We start from the raw sequence: 16,154 nt of genomic DNA, 5'->3' as shown, positions 1-16,154 counted from the left end.
GCAATGCTCCGGCCGTTTTCATTTCATTGGCCTGATTGCTGCTGCATCAATGCCTTCACCCAGACCACGATACGCTCGGTGAGGAAGGCCGTTGTCTGCGGCGACAGCGCATCGCCGGCGATGACGTGGTTGTCGGGATCGCCGGTGTCGTCTATCGGCACCAATTCGTGCGGACCGCCCCAACGTCCAGCGATCTCACGCGTGCGGTCGGGCCGCACGACCTTGTCGGAATCCGAAAAGATGAACAGGGTAGGGATCGTCGCCTTTTCGACCGGCGCCTCATAGGCAAGATTGGTGAGCGCCGCCATCGGCAGCAGCGCGGCCATCGGATATTTGGTGGTCCATAATTTCGCATGCAGCGCATTGTGCGGTGTGAAACTGCGCTCCTTGCCGCCGACAAGCTCGGCGATCTGCTTGCCCCATGGCATGGTCAGGACCTCGGCGCCGGAGGCCTTTACGCCGAAATTCGGCGAGATGAACGCGATTGCCGCGACGCCATCGGAAGCGCCGGCTTGTGTTGCGGCCCAGGCCGCAAGCGAGCCGCCGGTCGAGGTGGAAATGACGATCACCTTGTCGCCGATCGCCCTGCCGATGGCCAACGCCTCCTCATAGTCGTTGATCCAGGCATTGACGCTGCCTTCGGCCATGGCGGCGCCATCCCGGCCGTGCCCGGTCAGGCGGGTGTAGTAGAGGTTGGCGTCCAATTCATCCGCGACATCGTCAGGCAAAGGACGGACTTCGCCCTTCGAGGCGGAAAAGCCATGAACGTAAACGATGGCCAAAGGCGTCTTGGCATGGACCATCGGGTTCGCCCAGATGATCTCCTTGTCCAACCCGTCGCGGACATTGGGCACCGCCGCTTCTTCACGCGCCAGATAGGCTTGCGGATCGTCGCCGATCACCGAAGGACTGAAGCGGATGGTGGTGTCGACAGGCACGCGCGGGCCAAGGAAGAAGCCTGCGACCAGAATAAGGGCAAGGCCAAGCACCGCAAGCACGATCCGTCGCCCCATCGCAGACTCCAAGCAATGATTCTCAACCTATGGCCGCCCCAGCCGGCAGGCAATCGCGGTTTCGCCGGTTATCTCGTCTGATCCGGGGATGAGTCTTGTTTCTGCGCCGGCTTGCGATCGAAAAACAACGGCCGCCCCCACCAGCTGGTGGTCAGGCCGATGACGAAGCGGCCAATCGGCCGCGGCAACAGGGCAAGCAGCTTCAAGGGCCAGCTTATGTGGTAGGGGAAGGTGACTTCGAAGCCGCCTTTTCTGATGCCGCGCGCCATGCGCCGCGAGGCGCGGTGCACAGGCATCAGCCCCGGCATCGGCAGCTGATTCTTTTCCGTCAGCGGCGTGTCGACGAAGCCCGGGTTCACAACCTGAATGCGGATATTCATCTTGTCGAAATCGTATTTGAGCGACTCGGCCAGGATGTTGATCGCCGCCTTGGTGCCACCATAGGCGGCCGTGGTCGGCCAGCCGGAATAGGCGGTGACCGATCCGACCAGTACGACATGGCCACGGCCGCGCACCCGCATGCGCTCCGCAACGGGCACCACACCGTTGACGATGCCGAAATAGTTGACGGCAAAGGAGCGGTGGAAATCGCGCACGACCAGTTTTTCGCCGGGAGTGGAAATATAGTTGCCGGCGTTGAACACGGCGAGCACGATCGGCCCCATATCCTGTTCGATCGCGGCGACCGTCTGCGCCATGCCGTGCTCGTCGGTGACGTCGCAAGGAAACGATTTTATGTGGCCGGGCATCTGGGCGGTCTCGACCAGCAGCGTGTCGACAGGGTCGCCCGGCAGCGCAGTGACCGCAACAGCGTAGCCTTGATTGGCGAAATCCTTGGCCAGCGCGCGACCAAGGCCGGTATTGGCGCCCGTGATCCAGGCGACACCGTCCTTCGGATTGGCCCGGTAAAGTGTCATGCGAAGTCCCGCGAATAGTCTGGCTTGCTCTAGCGGTGCAGGAATCGAATGAAAAGAGCGCTTTTGCGCCGCCCGCTGAAATGATTGCTCGCTTTGCAGCATCCACAATGCGACTGGACCAGGCAAATTCTTACCTTGAAACCGCGGCGTCCGGTTTCTAGGGTCGCGGCACACCTACACAAGGAACCCTTGATGCCCCGCTCTGTGATCGAAGCCATCGGCAACACGCCTCTGATCAGACTCCACAAGGCTTCGGAAGCGACAGGCTGTGAGATACTCGGCAAGGCCGAGTTCATGAATCCTGGGCAATCGGTCAAGGATCGCGCCGGCCTGTTCATCATTCGCGACGCTGAACAGCGCGGGCTTTTGCAGCCAGGCGGCTTCATTGTCGAGGGAACGGCCGGCAACACCGGCATCGGCCTGACATTGGTCGCCAAGGCGCTCGGCTACCGTACCGTGATCGTCATTCCTGACACGCAGAGCCAGGAAAAGAAGGACGTGATCAAGATCCTGGGCGCGGAGCTCATCGAGGTGCCGGCTGTGCCCTACAAGAACGCCAATAATTACATAAAACTGTCGGGCCGCCTTGCCGAGCAGCTGGCGCGGTCGGAGCCGAATGGCGCGATATGGGCCAACCAGTTCGACAATGTCGCCAACCGCGACGGCCATATCCGCACGACCGCACAGGAGATCTGGGCCCAGACGAATGGCAAGGTCGACGGTTTCGTCTCGGCCGTAGGTTCGGGCGGCACGCTGGCCGGCGTGGCGATGGGGCTCAAGGCCAAGAGCAAGCAAGTCAAGATCGCGCTCGCCGACCCGCTGGGCGCGGCGCTCTACAGTTTCTACACCAGCGGCGAATTGAAGTCCGATGGCAGCTCGATCACCGAAGGCATCGGGCAAGGCCGCATCACCGCCAATCTCGAAGGCTTCACGCCGGACTTCTCCTACCAGATCCCGGATGAGGAGGCGTTGCCGATCATCTTCGACCTGATCCAGGAAGAGGGGCTGTGCGTCGGCGGCTCGACCGGCATCAACATTGCCGGAGCCATCCGGCTGGCGCGCGAGCTCGGGCCCGGCCATACCATCGTCACCGTGCTTTGCGACTACGGCACGCGCTACCAGTCGAAATTGTTCAATCCCGCTTTCCTGCGCGAAAAGAATCTGCCGGTACCAGGCTGGATGGAAGAGAAGGCCGACATTTCAGTGCCGTTCGAAAAGGTGGCCTGATGGCGCAAAAGACCGAAGCGCTGTTTCGCGACGACGCCTATCTGAAGGCGGCGGATGCAGTGGTTGTCGCCGTCAACGACCGCGGCGGCATGCTGCTGGACCGCACGATCTTTTATGCCACCTCCGGCGGCCAGCCGGGCGACACCGGGCTTTTCGAGCGCGCCGATGGCAGCCGCATCGCGATTGCCACCACCATTACCGGCGAGACCAAGGAAGAGATCATCCATGTCCCGGCGCCGGACCAGGGATTGCCCACGGTTGGCGAAAAACTGAAGCTCGCAATCGATTGGCAACGGCGGCACCTCTTGATGCGCATGCACACCGCCTGCCATCTGCTCACCGTCGTCTGTCCGTTTCCGATCACCGGGGCAGCGGTCGCCGAGGACGACAGCCGCGTCGACTTCGACATTCCCGATACCGGTTTCACCAAGGAAGATGTGACGGCCGCCTTGATGGAACTGGTGCGCGCTGACCATCCCGTCTTCACCCGGCTGATCACCGACGAGGAACTCGCTGCCAATCCAGGCCTGGTCAAGTCCAAGAACGTGCGACCGCCTGTCGGCACCGGCAAGATCCGCCTGGTCTGCATCGGCGAGAATGCCATGATCGACAGCCAGCCTTGTGGCGGCACGCATGTCAAAAGCACCGGCGAGGTCGGCGAGATCCATATCGGCAAGATCGAAAAGAAGGGCCGCGAGAACCGGCGCTTCCGCATCCGCTTCGGGCCGATGCCGGCGAATTAGAGCAATTCCAGGAAAAGTGCGAAACGGTTTTCCGTCCGGAATTGCGCCAAAACAAACAGATAGAGCGCTTCGACGTTTCCGTGAAACGATGAAGGGCTCTAATCGGGCAGGAGAAAAAAATGGCGCAGGACAGTCCTTTCATCGTCGACGCCGACTGGCTTGAGAAGCGGCTGGGCGAGCCTGGCCTCACCATCATCGACGCCTCCTGGTATTTGCCGGCGCAAAAGCGCGACGCGCGCGCCGAGTATGAAGCAGCCCATATCCCCGGCGCCCGCTTCCTCGATCAGGATGCTGTTTCCGATCCCGATTCCAAGCTGCCGCACACTTTGGCGTCGCCGCAGTATTTCGCGCAATATGTCGGCTCGATGGGCGTGTCGGCCGACGACACGATTATCGTCTATGACGGGCCCGGCTTGTTTTCAGCACCCCGCGCCTGGTGGATGTTCCGCGTCATGGGCGTTTTCCAGGTCTATATCCTGAATGGCGGCTTCGAGCGCTGGAAAGCGGAAGGGCGGCCGGTGACGGCGGAACCGACCAAAATAGCGCCCGGCGTCTTCCACGCCGATTTCGACGCGGGCAGGGTGGTTAGCCTCGATGAGATGCGCAAGATCGTCGGCAACGGTGACAGCCAGATCGCCGATGCGCGCTCCGCCGGCCGCTTTGCCGGGACAGATCCCGAGCCGCGTGCCGGCGTGCGTTCCGGCCATATGCCTGGCGCCCGCAATGTCCCGATCACCGCGCTCGGCGAGAATGGCGAATTGCTGTCCAAGGACCGGCTGCGCAAAGTGATCGAGGATGCCGGCATTGACCTATCGAAGCCGGTGGTCACCTCCTGCGGATCGGGCATCACGGCGGCAGCGATCACGCTGGCGCTGGAAACGCTTGGCCACACCGACAACAGGCTTTACGACGGTTCGTGGACGGAATGGGGCGGTCTCAGCGACACGCCGGTGGTGACGGGGAATAAATGATGGAAAACGGCGCGTTGAAGGATATCGACGTCACGGTGACATTCCTGGAGATGCATGCGCCGCCGGCTGTCTCCCCATCCATCCCTTACAACCGCCAGATCGCGCTCTTAAAAACGAAAGACGTCCCGCTGCATTTCTACCGCTATCTGATGGATCGCGTCGGGCGCAAATGGCATTGGGTCAATGTGCTGCGCTTGAGCGACGAGGAGCTGGCAGCCGGCCTGCATCGTGAGGACCGCGACATCAGGGTGCTTTACCTCGACGGCGCACCGGCCGGCTTCTTCGATCTCAAGCCGCATTTGCCGGATGAGGTGGAGCTCGCCTATTTCGGCATGATGGAGCATGCGCACGGCCAGGGCATCGGCCGCTGGTTCCTGGGCGCGGCGATTTCGGCCGCCTGGGCGCATGGGCCGAAACGCGTCACCGTGCAGACCTGCACGCTCGATCATCCGGCGGCGCTGCCGCTCTACCAGAAGCTTGGCTTCACGCCCGTTGCGCAGAAGAAGGAAGTCGTGCATCCGATGGCCTTCGCCGAGCGTTCGGCCAGCGTGATGCGGCCCTGATCTTCCCCGGAACGTCCGAGATGAACCTGGCGTTCATCGAGCCTTCAGGCTGACTTTGCCATTCTCCTTTCAACATCAGTGGCCGAAGGAGAAAAAGGACATGCTGACCCGACGTACATTTGCCGTGGCCATGATCGCGGCAATTGCCATGCCGAGCCTGGCATCGGCGCAGGCAACCACGCCTTCGGCCGCGACGATCGAGCGTCAGCTCGACGCTGCTCCCACGAAGAGGCTGCGTCCCAATGAACGCGTCACCATCCGCGAATTCAAGCGCCGGCCGGATCTACGCCGCATGGCGCGCTCGATCGACATCCAGTCGATCAATTTCGAGTTCGGCTCGGCGGCGATTGCGCCCTCGCAATACGGCAAGGTCGAGATCATAGCCGACGCATTGCACCGCATCCTGCGTCGTGACCGCGGCGCCCGCATCCTGATCGAGGGGCATACCGACGCCGTTGGCTCGTTCGCGTCCAATCAGGTCCTTTCCGAGCGCCGCGCCGCTTCCCTGAAGCGGACGCTGGTCGGCGAATTCGGCGTGCCGGCCTATGCGCTCGATACCGTCGGTTATGGCGAGGAATTCCTTCTGGTGCCGACGCAGCAGGAGAACTGGCGCAACCGCCGCGTGACGCTGCGCCGCTATGACGACTTCGTCCGATAACGCCACAGACACCAAAGCCCGGCTTGAAGGAACCGGGCTTTGCGCACCTTAGAGGGTTCAGCGCTTGACGGAAAACGAACCGCTCTAAGTCTCTGTTTTTGCGCAATTCCGGACGGAAAACCGCTACACACTTTTCCTGGAATTGCTCTAAGCGCCAGGCAGGAATCGGGTGGGAGGAGCTGCTCCCAAGGCATAGTTTCCGGTCATCGAAATCGGAGACGTTGCCATGTCGATTCAGTTCACAGCCTTGCCAACCGAAGCCGTTCGCGCCTTGCAGCGGGGAGGGCCCGACGCCTATGGTCGCACGCCTGAGCACAGGATTTCCGACGGCGACGGTGTGCCGTGCCGGCATTGCATGAAGAACGTTGCCGAGGGTGACGCCTATCTCATCGTCGCCTACCGGCCATTTCCCGAACTTCAGCCCTACGCAGAGACCGGTCCGCTCTTCCTGCATGCGCAGGAATGCGAGCGTGCCGCGGAAGGGGATGCGCTGCCGGAGATGCTGGCGAGCAGCGACTACATCGTGCGCGGTTACGGCATGGACGACCGCATCGTCTACGGCAGCGGCGCCGTCACGCCGACAGACGAGATCGCCGCGCGGGCGCAAACGCTGTTTGCGCGTGACGACATCGCCTACATCCACGTCCGTTCGGCGCGAAACAACTGCTACCAGTGCCGCATCGACCGGGCCTGACTCGCCAAAAAAAGAGCCCGCCGATGGTCGGGCGGGCCGTTGGGAAGGTCTGCGACAGAAGCTGTCGGCGAGTGCTGTCCCGGGCCGGCTGAGCCGGCGCCGGCAAGCAGCTCAGGCCGCCAGGTAACAATGAATGTCTATGCGTCTTCCCGACCGGCCGAATGTGAAGCATTTCACATAAGGCAGATAATGCCGGGCGGGATCGGGCATTTCGTCATGACTGTCGTATTCTCGTCGTACTACCGCGCTAGACAGTAATCGTTGATGATCAGTCGACCGCGGATGAACCGGCGGCAGGTCGCAACATCGAGGAAGCGGGGCTTTTGCTCCGCTTTTTTGTTTTTTCTCCGGCGCAAGAAAAAGCCCGCCGGAACGAACCGGCGGGCGCGACAGGAGGAAAAGTCTTGGTCGACTGTCAGGCGGCGACCAGCACTGCCTTCGGCTCGACCATTTCGTAGCCGAGCGCCTCGGCGACGGCACGGTTGGTGATCTTGCCCTTGTGGACATTGAGCCCGTTGCGCAAATGGTGGTCGTCGACCAGCGCCTTCAGCCCCTTGTCAGCAAGCTGCAGGCCGTAATGCAACGTCGCGTTGTTGAGCGCATGCGCCGAGGTGACCGGCACGGCGCCCGGCATGTTGGCGACGCAATAGTGGATGACGCCGTCGACCTCATAGGTCGGGTCGGCATGGGTCGTGGCATGCGAGGTTTCGAAGCAGCCGCCCTGGTCGATGGCGACGTCGACCAGCACCGAGCCCTTCTTCATGCCCGACAGCATTTCGCGGGTGACGAGCTTGGGCGCTGCCGCACCTGGGATCAGCACGGCGCCAATGACGACGTCGGCCGAGAAGCATTCCTCTTCCAGCGCCTCGACGGTCGAGTAGCGGGTGTGGACGCGGCCGCCAAAGATGTCGTCGAGCTGGCGCAGGCGCGGGATCGAACGGTCGATGATGGTGACGTCGGCGCCGAGGCCTGCCGCCATCTTGGCCGCATGCAGGCCGACGACGCCGCCGCCGAGCACGGTGACCTTGCCGGGCAGCACGCCTGGCACGCCGCCGAGCAGCACGCCGCGGCCGCCATGGGCCTTCTGCAGCGCGGTAGCGCCGGCCTGGATCGACAGGCGACCGGCGACTTCCGACATCGGCGCGAGCAGCGGCAGGCCGCCGCGATCGTCGGTCACGGTCTCGTAAGCGATGGCTGTGACGCCCGAAGCAAGCAAGCCCTTGGTCTGCTCCGGATCCGGAGCCAGGTGCAGATAGGTGTAGAGGATCTGGCCGTCGCGCAGCTGCACCCATTCATTGGGCTGCGGCTCCTTGACCTTGACGATCATGTCCGACTTGGCGAACACATCGGCCGCGCTCTTGGCGATGGTGGCGCCGGCGGCGCGATAGGCGTTGTCGTCAGCGCCGATGCCGGCGCCAGCGCCGGTCTCGACCAGCACTTCATGGCCATGCGCGACATATTCGCGGACCGAGCCAGGCGTCAGGCCGACGCGGTATTCGTGGTTCTTGATTTCCTTGGGGCAGCCGACGCGCATTTTGTTCTCCTATACGGCCCTTTAAAGGGCACTCTCCCTGTCATTCGACATGCCATCAGCGTCGAAACCGCCATGCGATTTCGGGCGACGTGCAGCAAAGTCAGTCAACCATGAATCGTTGCGTATGTGTTTGCGAATGCACTTGCGGCAAGGCCCGATCTTCGTTAATCGTTGCGCAAATCGTCGCTATATTCGCAGGAATCATGAAGAATGCCGCTCGACAGGATTGATATCGCCATTCTGGAGACTCTGCAAAAGGATGGCCGGATACCCAATGCGGCGCTTGCCGAGAAGGTCGGGCTCTCGCAATCGGCTTGCTCGCGCAGGCTCGACAATCTGGAGAAAGCCGGCACCATCCGCGGCTATCACGCCAGGCTATCCAACGCCGCGCTCGGCCATCAGATGACGGCGATCGTGCATATATCGCTGTCGGGCCAGTTCGAGAAGACGCTGTCGGACTTCGAGGCGGCGATCAAGCGCTGTCCGAATGTGCTATCCTGCCACCTGATGTCGGGCGAATACGACTACATTTTGCGCATCGCGGCCAAGGATCTCGTCGATTATGAGCGCATCCACAAGGAATGGCTGTCGGCAATGCCGCATGTGACGAAGATCAATTCATCCTTCGCCCTGCGCGAGATCGTCGATCGCACGGCCGTCGGCTTGCGGCCGGAGATGGCCTAGGGGCCCGGACTATAGCCAGTCTGCAATTGGCAGGAGATCGTATCCCCATGACGGAAAGAACGACCATGGCCGAGTCATTGCCGGCAACTGCCGTCGTCCGCGTCTCGCGCGCCAGCTACGACCCGAGCCGGTTCTCCGAGGTCGACGCCGCCAGCAAGAAGACCTCGCGGTACATAATCCCGGCCCTCAGGCGACTGCCGGGGCTGCTTCACTTTTATGCCGGCGTCTCGCCGAAGGGCTCGATCGTGCAAGTCAGTGTTTGGGACACCGACGAGCATGCGGCACAATTGGATCACCTGAAGGAGATGGTCGTCGACGGCCGCAGGGACATGGAGGCGGTCGGCGTGACCTTCACCCCGATTTTCAACTACCCGATCGACTGGACCTGGACCGTCTGACCTAGAACCGGCTGAACCAGAAGAGTGCTAGGCAGCCGTAGTCTCCGTCACCACCTCACTCATCGGGATGTCGTGCGGCTGCGGATAGATGGTCGCGATGCGCTGCAATTCGTAACCAACGCCGATGACCAGTGGCTTGAATGGCATGGCGACCAGCGTACGGTCGAAAAAACCGCCGCCATAGCCCAGCCGGTAATTGCCGGGATCGATGCCGACGATCGGTGAAATGACGACGTCCGGCAGCACCGGTTCACCCTCGGCGGGGATCGGAATGTTCCACACGCCTTTTTCCAATCGGTCGCCTGGCTTGTAGGGCCGGAACACCAAAGGCTGGCCTTTCTCGATCACCACGGGCAGGGCGGTGCGACCGCCGCGATCGTTGATTGCCGCCATCCAGCCGCGCAAATCCGGCTCGCCGCGAAACGGCCAGTAGAGGCTGACCATGCGGCCGGCGATATCGCCGATCAGTGCGTCGAGCCCTTCGGCGATGCGTGTCGACATGGTGGCGCGAGCGTCGGCGGAAACGGCAAGGCGGGCCGAGATCAACCTCTCGCGCTCAGCCTTGCGCCAGCGCCGGACATCGGCCCAGTCGGTGAGTGGCGCCCGGTATTCCGGATCGAGTTCATGCATGAAACAGGGTGGCGAGGCGTATTGGGCCGGGTCGTCGTCGCGATTGTCAGCCATACCTGGCTCCCATGATTTCATTTCAGGCTATACCTGCTCCTTGCTGGCGACATGTGCATTCACGACGCCGCGCGACGACTCCGGGGCATCGGTCCCGCTCGACGTTGTTGCAGCGCACAAAAATACCTACATGACTGAGGTAGTTTTTACGTCGCGAGGTGGGATGAAATGAGCGAAACCAGCCATCATATCGTCGTTGTCGGCGCGGGGTTCGGCGGCCTCGAACTGACCCGCGCACTGGACGGTGCGCCGGTGCGCATCACCATGATCGACAAGCGCAACCACCATTTGTTCCAGCCGCTGCTCTATCAGGTGGCGACCACGTCGCTGGCTACCTCCGAGGTCGCCTGGCCGATCCGTCACCTGCTGCGCAAGCGCAAGGACGTGACCACGCTGCTCGGCAACGTCACCGGCGTCGACCGCGCCGGCAAACACGTCCTGCTCGAGGACGGCAGTTCGATAGGCTATGACACGCTGGTGCTCGCCACCGGCGCCCGCCACGCCTATTTCGGCCATGACGAATGGGAACCGTTCGCGCCGGGGCTGAAGACGCTCGAGGATGCCACGACGATCCGCCGCCGCATCCTGCTGGCCTTCGAGCAGGCGGAGCGCGAGACCGATCCCGCCAGGCGCCAGGCGCTGCTGACGCTGGTCATCGTCGGCGGCGGGCCGACCGGCGTCGAGCTTGCCGGCACCATCACCGAACTCGCGCATGACACGCTGCGCGGCGAGTTCCGCAACATCGATACGCGCCAGGCGCGCGTGGTGCTGGTCGAGGCCGGCGACCGCATCCTTTCCAATTTCGCGCCACAGCTGTCCGCCTACGCAAAGGCGTCGCTGGAGCGCCTTGGCGTGACGGTGGAGCTTGGCCGGGCTGTCACGAAGCTCGACGCGGAGGGTGTCGTCTTCGGCGATACGCATCTGCCGGCGCGAACGATCCTGTGGGCCGCCGGTGTTGCCGCTTCGCCGGCGGGAGAGTGGCTAAAGGCACCGGTCGACCGCGCGGGCAGGGTGCTGGTCGAGCCCGATCTCACCGTACCGGGCAGCCCGGAAATCTTCGTCATCGGCGACACCGCTCATGTGTTGCGGCCGGATGGCAAGCCTGTGCCGGGCGTGGCTCCTTCCGCCAAGCAGGAGGGCAAGCATGTTGCCGCGACGATCAAGGCGCGGCTTGCCGGCGACACCGCGGCCCGTCCTTTCCAGTACCGGCATGCCGGCGACCTGGCGACGATCGGCAAGCGGGCGGCCGCGATCGATTTCGGCTGGATCAAGCTCACCGGCTGGCTCGCCTGGTGGCTCTGGGGCATCGCGCACATCTATTTCCTGATCGATTTCCGCAATCGTCTGGCGGTTTCGCTTAGCTGGCTATGGATCTACTTTACCGGCCAGCGCAGCGCGCGGCTGATCACCCAGGGCGACGACAAGAGCTAATAGGCTCGTCTGCCGTTTCATCGCGGCGTCACCTTGTCGTGATCGAAAGCTTTTCCCTGCGCATGGACTCGAAGCGCCTCTGGCGCGATGCTCCGCGCCGGGGCAGGGGTTGGTGTGTTGTCGAAGAGGAGCGAACGATGTCACCACTGCCCATCTCCAGCCGCGAATTCTCCCGCCGGGAATTCCTGGCCGGCGCCGCCGCCAGCGGCGCGCTGATCATGCTGCATCCGTTCTCCGCCCGCGCCGCGACCAATCAGGCGCATCTGAGAATCATGGAAACGACCGACATCCATGTGAACGTGCTGCCCTACGACTACTACGCCGACAAAGCGAACGACACGATGGGCCTGTCGCGCACGGCCTCGCTGATCGATGCGGTACGCAAGGAGGCCGCCAATTCGATGCTGATAGACAATGGCGACCTTTTGCAGGGCAACCCGATGGGCGACTACATCGCCTATGAGAGGGGTCTCAAGGACGGCGATCTGCATCCGATCATGAAGGGCATGAACCTGCTCGGCTACGAATGCTCGACGCTCGGCAATCACGAGTTCAACTACGGTCTGTCCTTCCTCGACAAGGTGCTGGCCGGCGCCAATTTCCCCTTCGTCTGCGCCAATTTGATCCGCGGCACGACGCTTGCCGCCAACCCGCGCGACGACAAGCTCTATCTCAAGCCCTATGTGATCCTCGACAGGAAGATCAAGGATGGTTCCGGCGCCGAGCAGCCGATCAAGATCGGCGTCATTGGTTTCGTGCCGCCGCAGATCATGGTCTGGGACTTGAAGAACCTCGAAGGCAATGTCCAGACGCGCGACATCGTCGAGGCGGCCAAGGCCTGGGTGCCGCAGATCAAGGAAGAGGGCGCCGATATCGTCATCGCGCTCTCGCATTCGGGCATCGACGTCAAGCAAGGCGACAAGATGGAGAACGCCTCGTTCTTCGTCGCCGGCGTCGAGGGCATCGATGCCGTTTTCACCGGCCACCAGCACCTGGTCTTCCCCGGCAAGAAGGATTTCCAGGCACTAGCAGGCGTCAACACCGACAAAGGCACGCTGCAGGGCAAGCCGGCGGTGATGGGCGGCTTCTGGGGCTCGCATATGGGCCTGATCGACCTTTTGCTTGAGCGCGACGGCTCGAAATGGCGCGTGGTTTCGGCAACCTCGGAAGCGCGGCCGATCTATGAGCGGGTCGACAACAAGAACAAGCCGACCGTTGCGGACGACAAACGTATCATCGCGGCACTCGAGCAGGACCATCAGGCGACGCTTGCCTATGTGCGCCGTCCGGTCGGCAAGACATCGGCGCCGCTCTATTCCTATTTCGCTTTGGTTGCCGACGATCCGTCGGTGCAGATCGTCAACCAGGCGCAGAGCTGGTACCTCAAGGGCATCTTGAAGAGCACTGAGTGGAAGGATGTGCCGCTGCTGTCGGCGGCAGCGCCCTTCAAGGCCGGCGGGCGCAACGGCGCCGACTATTATACCGACGTTCCGGTGGGCGATATCGCCATCAAGAACGTCGCCGACCTCTACCTCTATCCGAACACCGTGCGTGCGGTCGAAATCATCGGAGCGCAGGTCAAGGAATGGCTCGAGATGTCGGCCGGCATCTTCAACCGGATCGAGCCGGGCAAGGCCGATCAGGCGCTGATCAACACCGATTTCCCATCCTATAATTTCGACGTGATCGACGGCGTCACCTACAGGATCGATCTGTCGCAGCCGCCGAAATACGATTCGAAGGGCGGCATCGCCAACGCAGGCTCCAGCCGTATCATTGACTTGAGCTTCAACGGAAAACCGATTGATCCGGCAGCGAAATTCGTCGTCGCCACGAACAATTATCGCGCAGGCGGTGGCGGCAATTTCCCCGACATCAACGCCTCGAAGATCATCTACGAGGCGCCGGACACCAACCGCGATGTGATCGTGCGCTTCGTCATCAGCGAGGGCACGATTAATCCGTCAGCCGACGACAATTGGTCGTTTGCACCGCTGCCGGGAACCAGCGTCGTCTTCGAGACCGGATCGAAGGCCAAGGATTTCATCGCCGAGGTGAAAACCCTCAAAATTGAGGCCGCGGGGGACGGTGACGCGGGGTTTGCCCGGTACCGCATCACGCTTTGAAGCTCCGCGCCACGCAAGTCGGCAAACTATGGCGAACCCGTAGCAGGCGTCGAGAGCGGCCCGGGCAATATCGGCTGGATCGACACGAGCGCTTGAAGCTGGGCGGCCTCGGTAAAAAAGCCGTGGACTGGAACGCGCGCTATGGCCCCGACAGCCTGCATACGATAGTTTTAGCTATGCGTTATGTGATCGTCATCGCCGCCATCGCCTTTTTCCTGATCTGGGACGGTCTCTACAACCATGGCTACTACCTGGATCAGACGGTGAGGGAGATGTCGCGGATCGTGCGCACCGTCACCGGAGCGGTCTGAACTCCGGGCATCTGCGGATCGCGGGCGCGACATCGTTGCCGGTTGACGCTAGCGCGTCGCTCCCACAAGAAAGCTGAATTGACGATCAAGGAGGCTGGGTTGATCCGGCACATCGTTTTCTTCAGCGTGCGGTGCAAGGAAGATGTCGAAGCTGTGCGGACAGGTCTGCAGGCTCTCGGCAATATCCCGCATTCGAGCCATTTCGAAGTGACGCTCAACACCAAGGTCGACCTGTTCTCCAACGCGATCGACGTTGTCGTCTATGCCGAATTCGAGGATGAGGCGGCCCTTGCGGCTTACAAGGCGCATCCGACCTATGCGGAGACGACCAGCAAGGTGAAACCGCTGCGCGAGCTGCGCTATTCGGCGGATGTAGTCGCGGCAGCCTGAGGGCGCCGATCCATCTCCGTTGCACTTGAACCGCCGGCAGGAATGGGGCACACCGCGCCGGCATGACCAAAACATCACCTCATCCGCTCGACCATCTGGTGCTGCCGACTGCAAGCCTCGATGTCGCGCGGGCACGTCTGACCGCGCTCGGCTTTGTCGTCGCGCCGGTTGGCGTCCATCCTTTCGGCACGGAGAACGCCTGCGTCTTCTTCGCCGACGGCACCTATCTTGAGCCGCTTGCCATCGGCAACGAACAGGTGGCGGACCGGGCTATAGGCGAGGGCAATGTCTTCGTCGGGCGCGACCGTCTCTACCGCCAGAACCTTGGCGAAGAAGGCTTCTCCGCCGTCGCGCTCGGTACCGGCAACGCCGATGCCGACCATGCACGCTATTTCGAGGCCGGCCTGTCGGCAGGCAATATGCTGAGCTTCTCGCGCACCTTTGCCGATGCAAGCGGCAAGAGCGACCTGGCATCCTTCAGGCTGACCTTCTGCGCCAGCAAGGAAGCCGATGATGCCTTCCTCTTCGCCTGCCAGCGCATCAACGCGCCAAGCATCGACCGAACGGCGCTGCAGGCGCATGGCAATGGCGTGACCGGCATCGTGGAAATCGTCGCTGTCAGCGACAGGCCATCCGCGCAGATCGGATTGATCGCGACCGCTGCAAGCGCGGGCGCAACCGACGGTGACGCGGTGCGGCTGCCGAATGCGATGCTCAGCGTGCTCTCGCCCCAGGACTATAGCGCGCGCTTTGGCCTGCCTGCCGGGCCATCGCCGGATATGCGCTTCGCCGCTGTTGTTTTCTCGGTCCGCGACAACGCTGCCGCCAAGCGTGTGCTTGCGAACAACGCAATCGAACACAACATGAGCGGCAACGATATCGCCGTGCCGACGGCGCCCGGGCAGGGCGCCGCCTTCATCTTCCGGGAGATCCCATGAGCAAGCCCCTGGCCCCTAACGCGTCCGTCAGCGTCGGCAATGTCGTCTTCGCCAACAATGCGCCGCTGTCCCTGATTGCCGGCCCCTGCCAGCTTGAATCGCGCCAGCACGCCTTCGACATGGCCGGCGCCCTGAAAGAGTTGACGCAACGGCTGGGCATCGGCCTCGTCTACAAGACCAGCTACGACAAGGCCAACCGCACCTCGCTGTCGGCGACGCGCGGCGCCGGGCTCGATGCGGCGATGCCGATCTTCGACGATCTGCGCAAGGAGTTCGGTCTGCCGGTGCTGACCGATGTTCACACCGAGGAACAATGCGCTGTTGTCGCTCCGCATGTCGATGTGCTGCAGATCCCGGCTTTCCTGTCACGGCAGACCGACATGCTGGTCGCCGCGGCCAAGACCGGCAAGGTCATCAATGTGAAGAAGGGGCAGTTCCTGGCGCCCTGGGACATGAAGAACGTGGTCGCCAAGATCACCGGCTCCGGCAATCTGAACGTGCTGACGACCGAGCGCGGCGCCTCCTTCGGCTACAACACGCTGGTGTCCGACATGCGCGCCTTGCCGATCATGGCCGAGATCGGTGCTCCGGTGATTTTCGACGCCACCCATTCCGTGCAGCAGCCGGGCGGGCAGGGCGGCTCTTCCGGCGGCGAGCGGCGCTTCGTGGAGACGCTGGCGCGCGCGGCGGTCGCTGTCGGCGTTGCCGGCGTCTTCATCGAAACCCATCAGGACCCGGACAACTCGACGTCTTCCGACGGCCCCAACATGTTGCCCCTCAAAGACATGCCGGCGCTGCTGGAAAAGCTGATGGCCTTCGACCGTATCGCCAAGGGGCACTGACGCGGCGCTTCACGCGGATCCTGGGTCGGC

General features: G+C 62.6%; 18 protein-coding genes. 14 read left to right on the top strand and 4 right to left on the bottom strand.

The features are described from left to right. Positions 1-23 precede the first annotated feature (23 nt). Together AB6802_RS20830 and AB6802_RS20825 are read right to left on the bottom strand one after the other, a co-directional pair. A complete protein-coding gene (locus AB6802_RS20830) occupies positions 24-1,013 on the bottom strand; it encodes an alpha/beta hydrolase (protein WP_371012068.1) in 990 nt (329 codons plus the stop codon). Positions 1,014-1,081: 68 nt separating this feature from the next. Continuing rightward, on the bottom strand, positions 1,082-1,930 hold the full coding sequence (locus tag AB6802_RS20825) for an SDR family NAD(P)-dependent oxidoreductase (RefSeq protein ID WP_371012067.1): 849 nt from the start codon (positions 1,928-1,930) through the stop codon (positions 1,082-1,084). 192 nt (positions 1,931-2,122) lie between these two features. On the opposite strand from AB6802_RS20825, the gene AB6802_RS20820 reads away from it, so the two are divergent. The 6 genes from AB6802_RS20820 (at position 2,123) to AB6802_RS20795 (ending at position 6,786) form a co-directional block, all read left to right on the top strand. After that, positions 2,123-3,157, top strand: a complete 1,035-nt coding sequence (locus tag AB6802_RS20820; protein ID WP_371012066.1) for a cysteine synthase A — start codon at positions 2,123-2,125, stop codon at positions 3,155-3,157. After that, on the top strand, positions 3,157-3,900 hold the full coding sequence (locus tag AB6802_RS20815) for an alanyl-tRNA editing protein (RefSeq protein WP_371012065.1): 744 nt from the start codon (positions 3,157-3,159) through the stop codon (positions 3,898-3,900). The genes AB6802_RS20820 and AB6802_RS20815 overlap by 1 nt, the downstream gene beginning before the upstream one ends. A 119-nt stretch (positions 3,901-4,019) precedes the next feature. Further along, a complete protein-coding gene (sseA, locus tag AB6802_RS20810; protein ID WP_371012064.1) occupies positions 4,020-4,871 on the top strand; it encodes a 3-mercaptopyruvate sulfurtransferase in 852 nt (283 codons plus the stop codon). Then, on the top strand, positions 4,871-5,434 hold the full coding sequence (locus tag AB6802_RS20805) for a GNAT family N-acetyltransferase (RefSeq protein WP_371012276.1): 564 nt from the start codon (positions 4,871-4,873) through the stop codon (positions 5,432-5,434). The genes sseA and AB6802_RS20805 overlap by 1 nt, the downstream gene beginning before the upstream one ends. A 100-nt stretch (positions 5,435-5,534) precedes the next feature. Continuing rightward, positions 5,535-6,092 (top strand): OmpA family protein, encoded by a 558-nt coding sequence (locus tag AB6802_RS20800; protein WP_371012063.1) that lies wholly within the window; start codon positions 5,535-5,537, stop codon positions 6,090-6,092. A 226-nt stretch (positions 6,093-6,318) separates the two neighbouring features. Further along, on the top strand, positions 6,319-6,786 hold the full coding sequence (locus AB6802_RS20795; protein ID WP_371012062.1) for a DUF1203 domain-containing protein: 468 nt from the start codon (positions 6,319-6,321) through the stop codon (positions 6,784-6,786). Positions 6,787-7,201: 415 nt separating this feature from the next. Here AB6802_RS20795 and ald read toward each other — a convergent pair whose 3' ends face one another. Continuing rightward, positions 7,202-8,320, bottom strand: coding sequence for an alanine dehydrogenase (gene ald / locus AB6802_RS20790; RefSeq protein ID WP_371012061.1), 1,119 nt, complete (start codon positions 8,318-8,320; stop codon positions 7,202-7,204). A gap of 210 nt (positions 8,321-8,530) precedes the next feature. Here ald and AB6802_RS20785 point away from each other — a divergent pair, with 210 nt between their 5' ends. Next, positions 8,531-9,004 carry an Lrp/AsnC family transcriptional regulator gene (locus tag AB6802_RS20785; RefSeq protein WP_371012060.1) on the top strand — a complete coding sequence of 158 codons (474 nt, stop codon included), beginning with the start codon at positions 8,531-8,533 and terminating at the stop codon, positions 9,002-9,004. 47 nt (positions 9,005-9,051) lie between these two features. Beyond that, positions 9,052-9,402 (top strand): hypothetical protein, encoded by a 351-nt coding sequence (locus AB6802_RS20780; protein ID WP_371012059.1) that lies wholly within the window; start codon positions 9,052-9,054, stop codon positions 9,400-9,402. Between the two features lie 27 nt (positions 9,403-9,429). Here AB6802_RS20780 and AB6802_RS20775 read toward each other — a convergent pair whose 3' ends face one another. Further along, a complete protein-coding gene (locus AB6802_RS20775) occupies positions 9,430-10,086 on the bottom strand; it encodes a 5-formyltetrahydrofolate cyclo-ligase (protein WP_371012058.1) in 657 nt (218 codons plus the stop codon). A 168-nt stretch (positions 10,087-10,254) separates the two neighbouring features. Between AB6802_RS20775 and AB6802_RS20770 the strand changes: the two genes are divergently transcribed. The 6 genes from AB6802_RS20770 to kdsA all read left to right on the top strand — a co-directional run bounded on the left by AB6802_RS20770 (position 10,255) and on the right by kdsA (position 16,124). Next, complete coding sequence (locus AB6802_RS20770; RefSeq protein WP_371012057.1) at positions 10,255-11,517, top strand: NAD(P)/FAD-dependent oxidoreductase; 1,263 nt, start codon at positions 10,255-10,257, stop codon at positions 11,515-11,517. 137 nt (positions 11,518-11,654) lie between these two features. Continuing rightward, complete coding sequence (locus tag AB6802_RS20765; protein ID WP_371012056.1) at positions 11,655-13,643, top strand: bifunctional 2',3'-cyclic-nucleotide 2'-phosphodiesterase/3'-nucleotidase; 1,989 nt, start codon at positions 11,655-11,657, stop codon at positions 13,641-13,643. 92 nt (positions 13,644-13,735) lie between these two features. Further along, entirely contained in the window at positions 13,736-13,954 is a 219-nt protein-coding gene (locus AB6802_RS20760; RefSeq protein ID WP_371012055.1) for a hypothetical protein, read from the top strand. Positions 13,955-14,053: 99 nt separating this feature from the next. Further along, on the top strand, positions 14,054-14,344 hold the full coding sequence (locus tag AB6802_RS20755; protein WP_371012054.1) for a Dabb family protein: 291 nt from the start codon (positions 14,054-14,056) through the stop codon (positions 14,342-14,344). Between the two features lie 62 nt (positions 14,345-14,406). Further along, positions 14,407-15,282 (top strand): VOC family protein, encoded by an 876-nt coding sequence (locus AB6802_RS20750; RefSeq protein WP_371012053.1) that lies wholly within the window; start codon positions 14,407-14,409, stop codon positions 15,280-15,282. Continuing rightward, positions 15,279-16,124 carry a 3-deoxy-8-phosphooctulonate synthase gene (kdsA, locus tag AB6802_RS20745; protein ID WP_371012052.1) on the top strand — a complete coding sequence of 282 codons (846 nt, stop codon included), beginning with the start codon at positions 15,279-15,281 and terminating at the stop codon, positions 16,122-16,124. Before AB6802_RS20750 ends, kdsA begins: the two co-directional genes overlap by 4 nt. The last annotated feature ends 30 nt before the right edge of the window (positions 16,125-16,154 follow it).

It is taken from the genome of Mesorhizobium sp. RCC_202 (genome assembly GCF_041355295.1).
GTDB lineage: Bacteria > Pseudomonadota > Alphaproteobacteria > Rhizobiales > Rhizobiaceae > Mesorhizobium.
This window is presented reverse-complemented; position numbering and strand designations above follow the sequence as displayed.

Excerpts from the sequence above, each read along its gene's own strand:
- AB6802_RS20770 (WP_371012057.1), top strand. The coding sequence starts at position 10,255 with ATGAGCGAAACCAGCCATCATATCGTCGTTGTCGGCGCGGGGTTCGGC.
- AB6802_RS20830 (WP_371012068.1), bottom strand. The coding sequence starts at position 1,013 with ATGGGGCGACGGATCGTGCTTGCGGTGCTTGGCCTTGCCCTTATTCTG.
- AB6802_RS20795 (WP_371012062.1), top strand. The coding sequence starts at position 6,319 with ATGTCGATTCAGTTCACAGCCTTGCCAACCGAAGCCGTTCGCGCCTTG.
- AB6802_RS20785 (WP_371012060.1), top strand. The coding sequence starts at position 8,531 with ATGCCGCTCGACAGGATTGATATCGCCATTCTGGAGACTCTGCAAAAG.
- AB6802_RS20815 (WP_371012065.1), top strand. The coding sequence starts at position 3,157 with ATGGCGCAAAAGACCGAAGCGCTGTTTCGCGACGACGCCTATCTGAAG.
- ald (WP_371012061.1), bottom strand. The coding sequence starts at position 8,320 with ATGCGCGTCGGCTGCCCCAAGGAAATCAAGAACCACGAATACCGCGTC.
- AB6802_RS20800 (WP_371012063.1), top strand. The coding sequence starts at position 5,535 with ATGCTGACCCGACGTACATTTGCCGTGGCCATGATCGCGGCAATTGCC.
- kdsA (WP_371012052.1), top strand. The coding sequence starts at position 15,279 with ATGAGCAAGCCCCTGGCCCCTAACGCGTCCGTCAGCGTCGGCAATGTC.
- AB6802_RS20775 (WP_371012058.1), bottom strand. The coding sequence starts at position 10,086 with ATGGCTGACAATCGCGACGACGACCCGGCCCAATACGCCTCGCCACCC.
- AB6802_RS20750 (WP_371012053.1), top strand. The coding sequence starts at position 14,407 with ATGACCAAAACATCACCTCATCCGCTCGACCATCTGGTGCTGCCGACT.
- AB6802_RS20820 (WP_371012066.1), top strand. The coding sequence starts at position 2,123 with ATGCCCCGCTCTGTGATCGAAGCCATCGGCAACACGCCTCTGATCAGA.
- AB6802_RS20825 (WP_371012067.1), bottom strand. The coding sequence starts at position 1,930 with ATGACACTTTACCGGGCCAATCCGAAGGACGGTGTCGCCTGGATCACG.
- sseA (WP_371012064.1), top strand. The coding sequence starts at position 4,020 with ATGGCGCAGGACAGTCCTTTCATCGTCGACGCCGACTGGCTTGAGAAG.
- AB6802_RS20765 (WP_371012056.1), top strand. The coding sequence starts at position 11,655 with ATGTCACCACTGCCCATCTCCAGCCGCGAATTCTCCCGCCGGGAATTC.
- AB6802_RS20780 (WP_371012059.1), top strand. The coding sequence starts at position 9,052 with ATGACGGAAAGAACGACCATGGCCGAGTCATTGCCGGCAACTGCCGTC.
- AB6802_RS20805 (WP_371012276.1), top strand. The coding sequence starts at position 4,871 with ATGGAAAACGGCGCGTTGAAGGATATCGACGTCACGGTGACATTCCTG.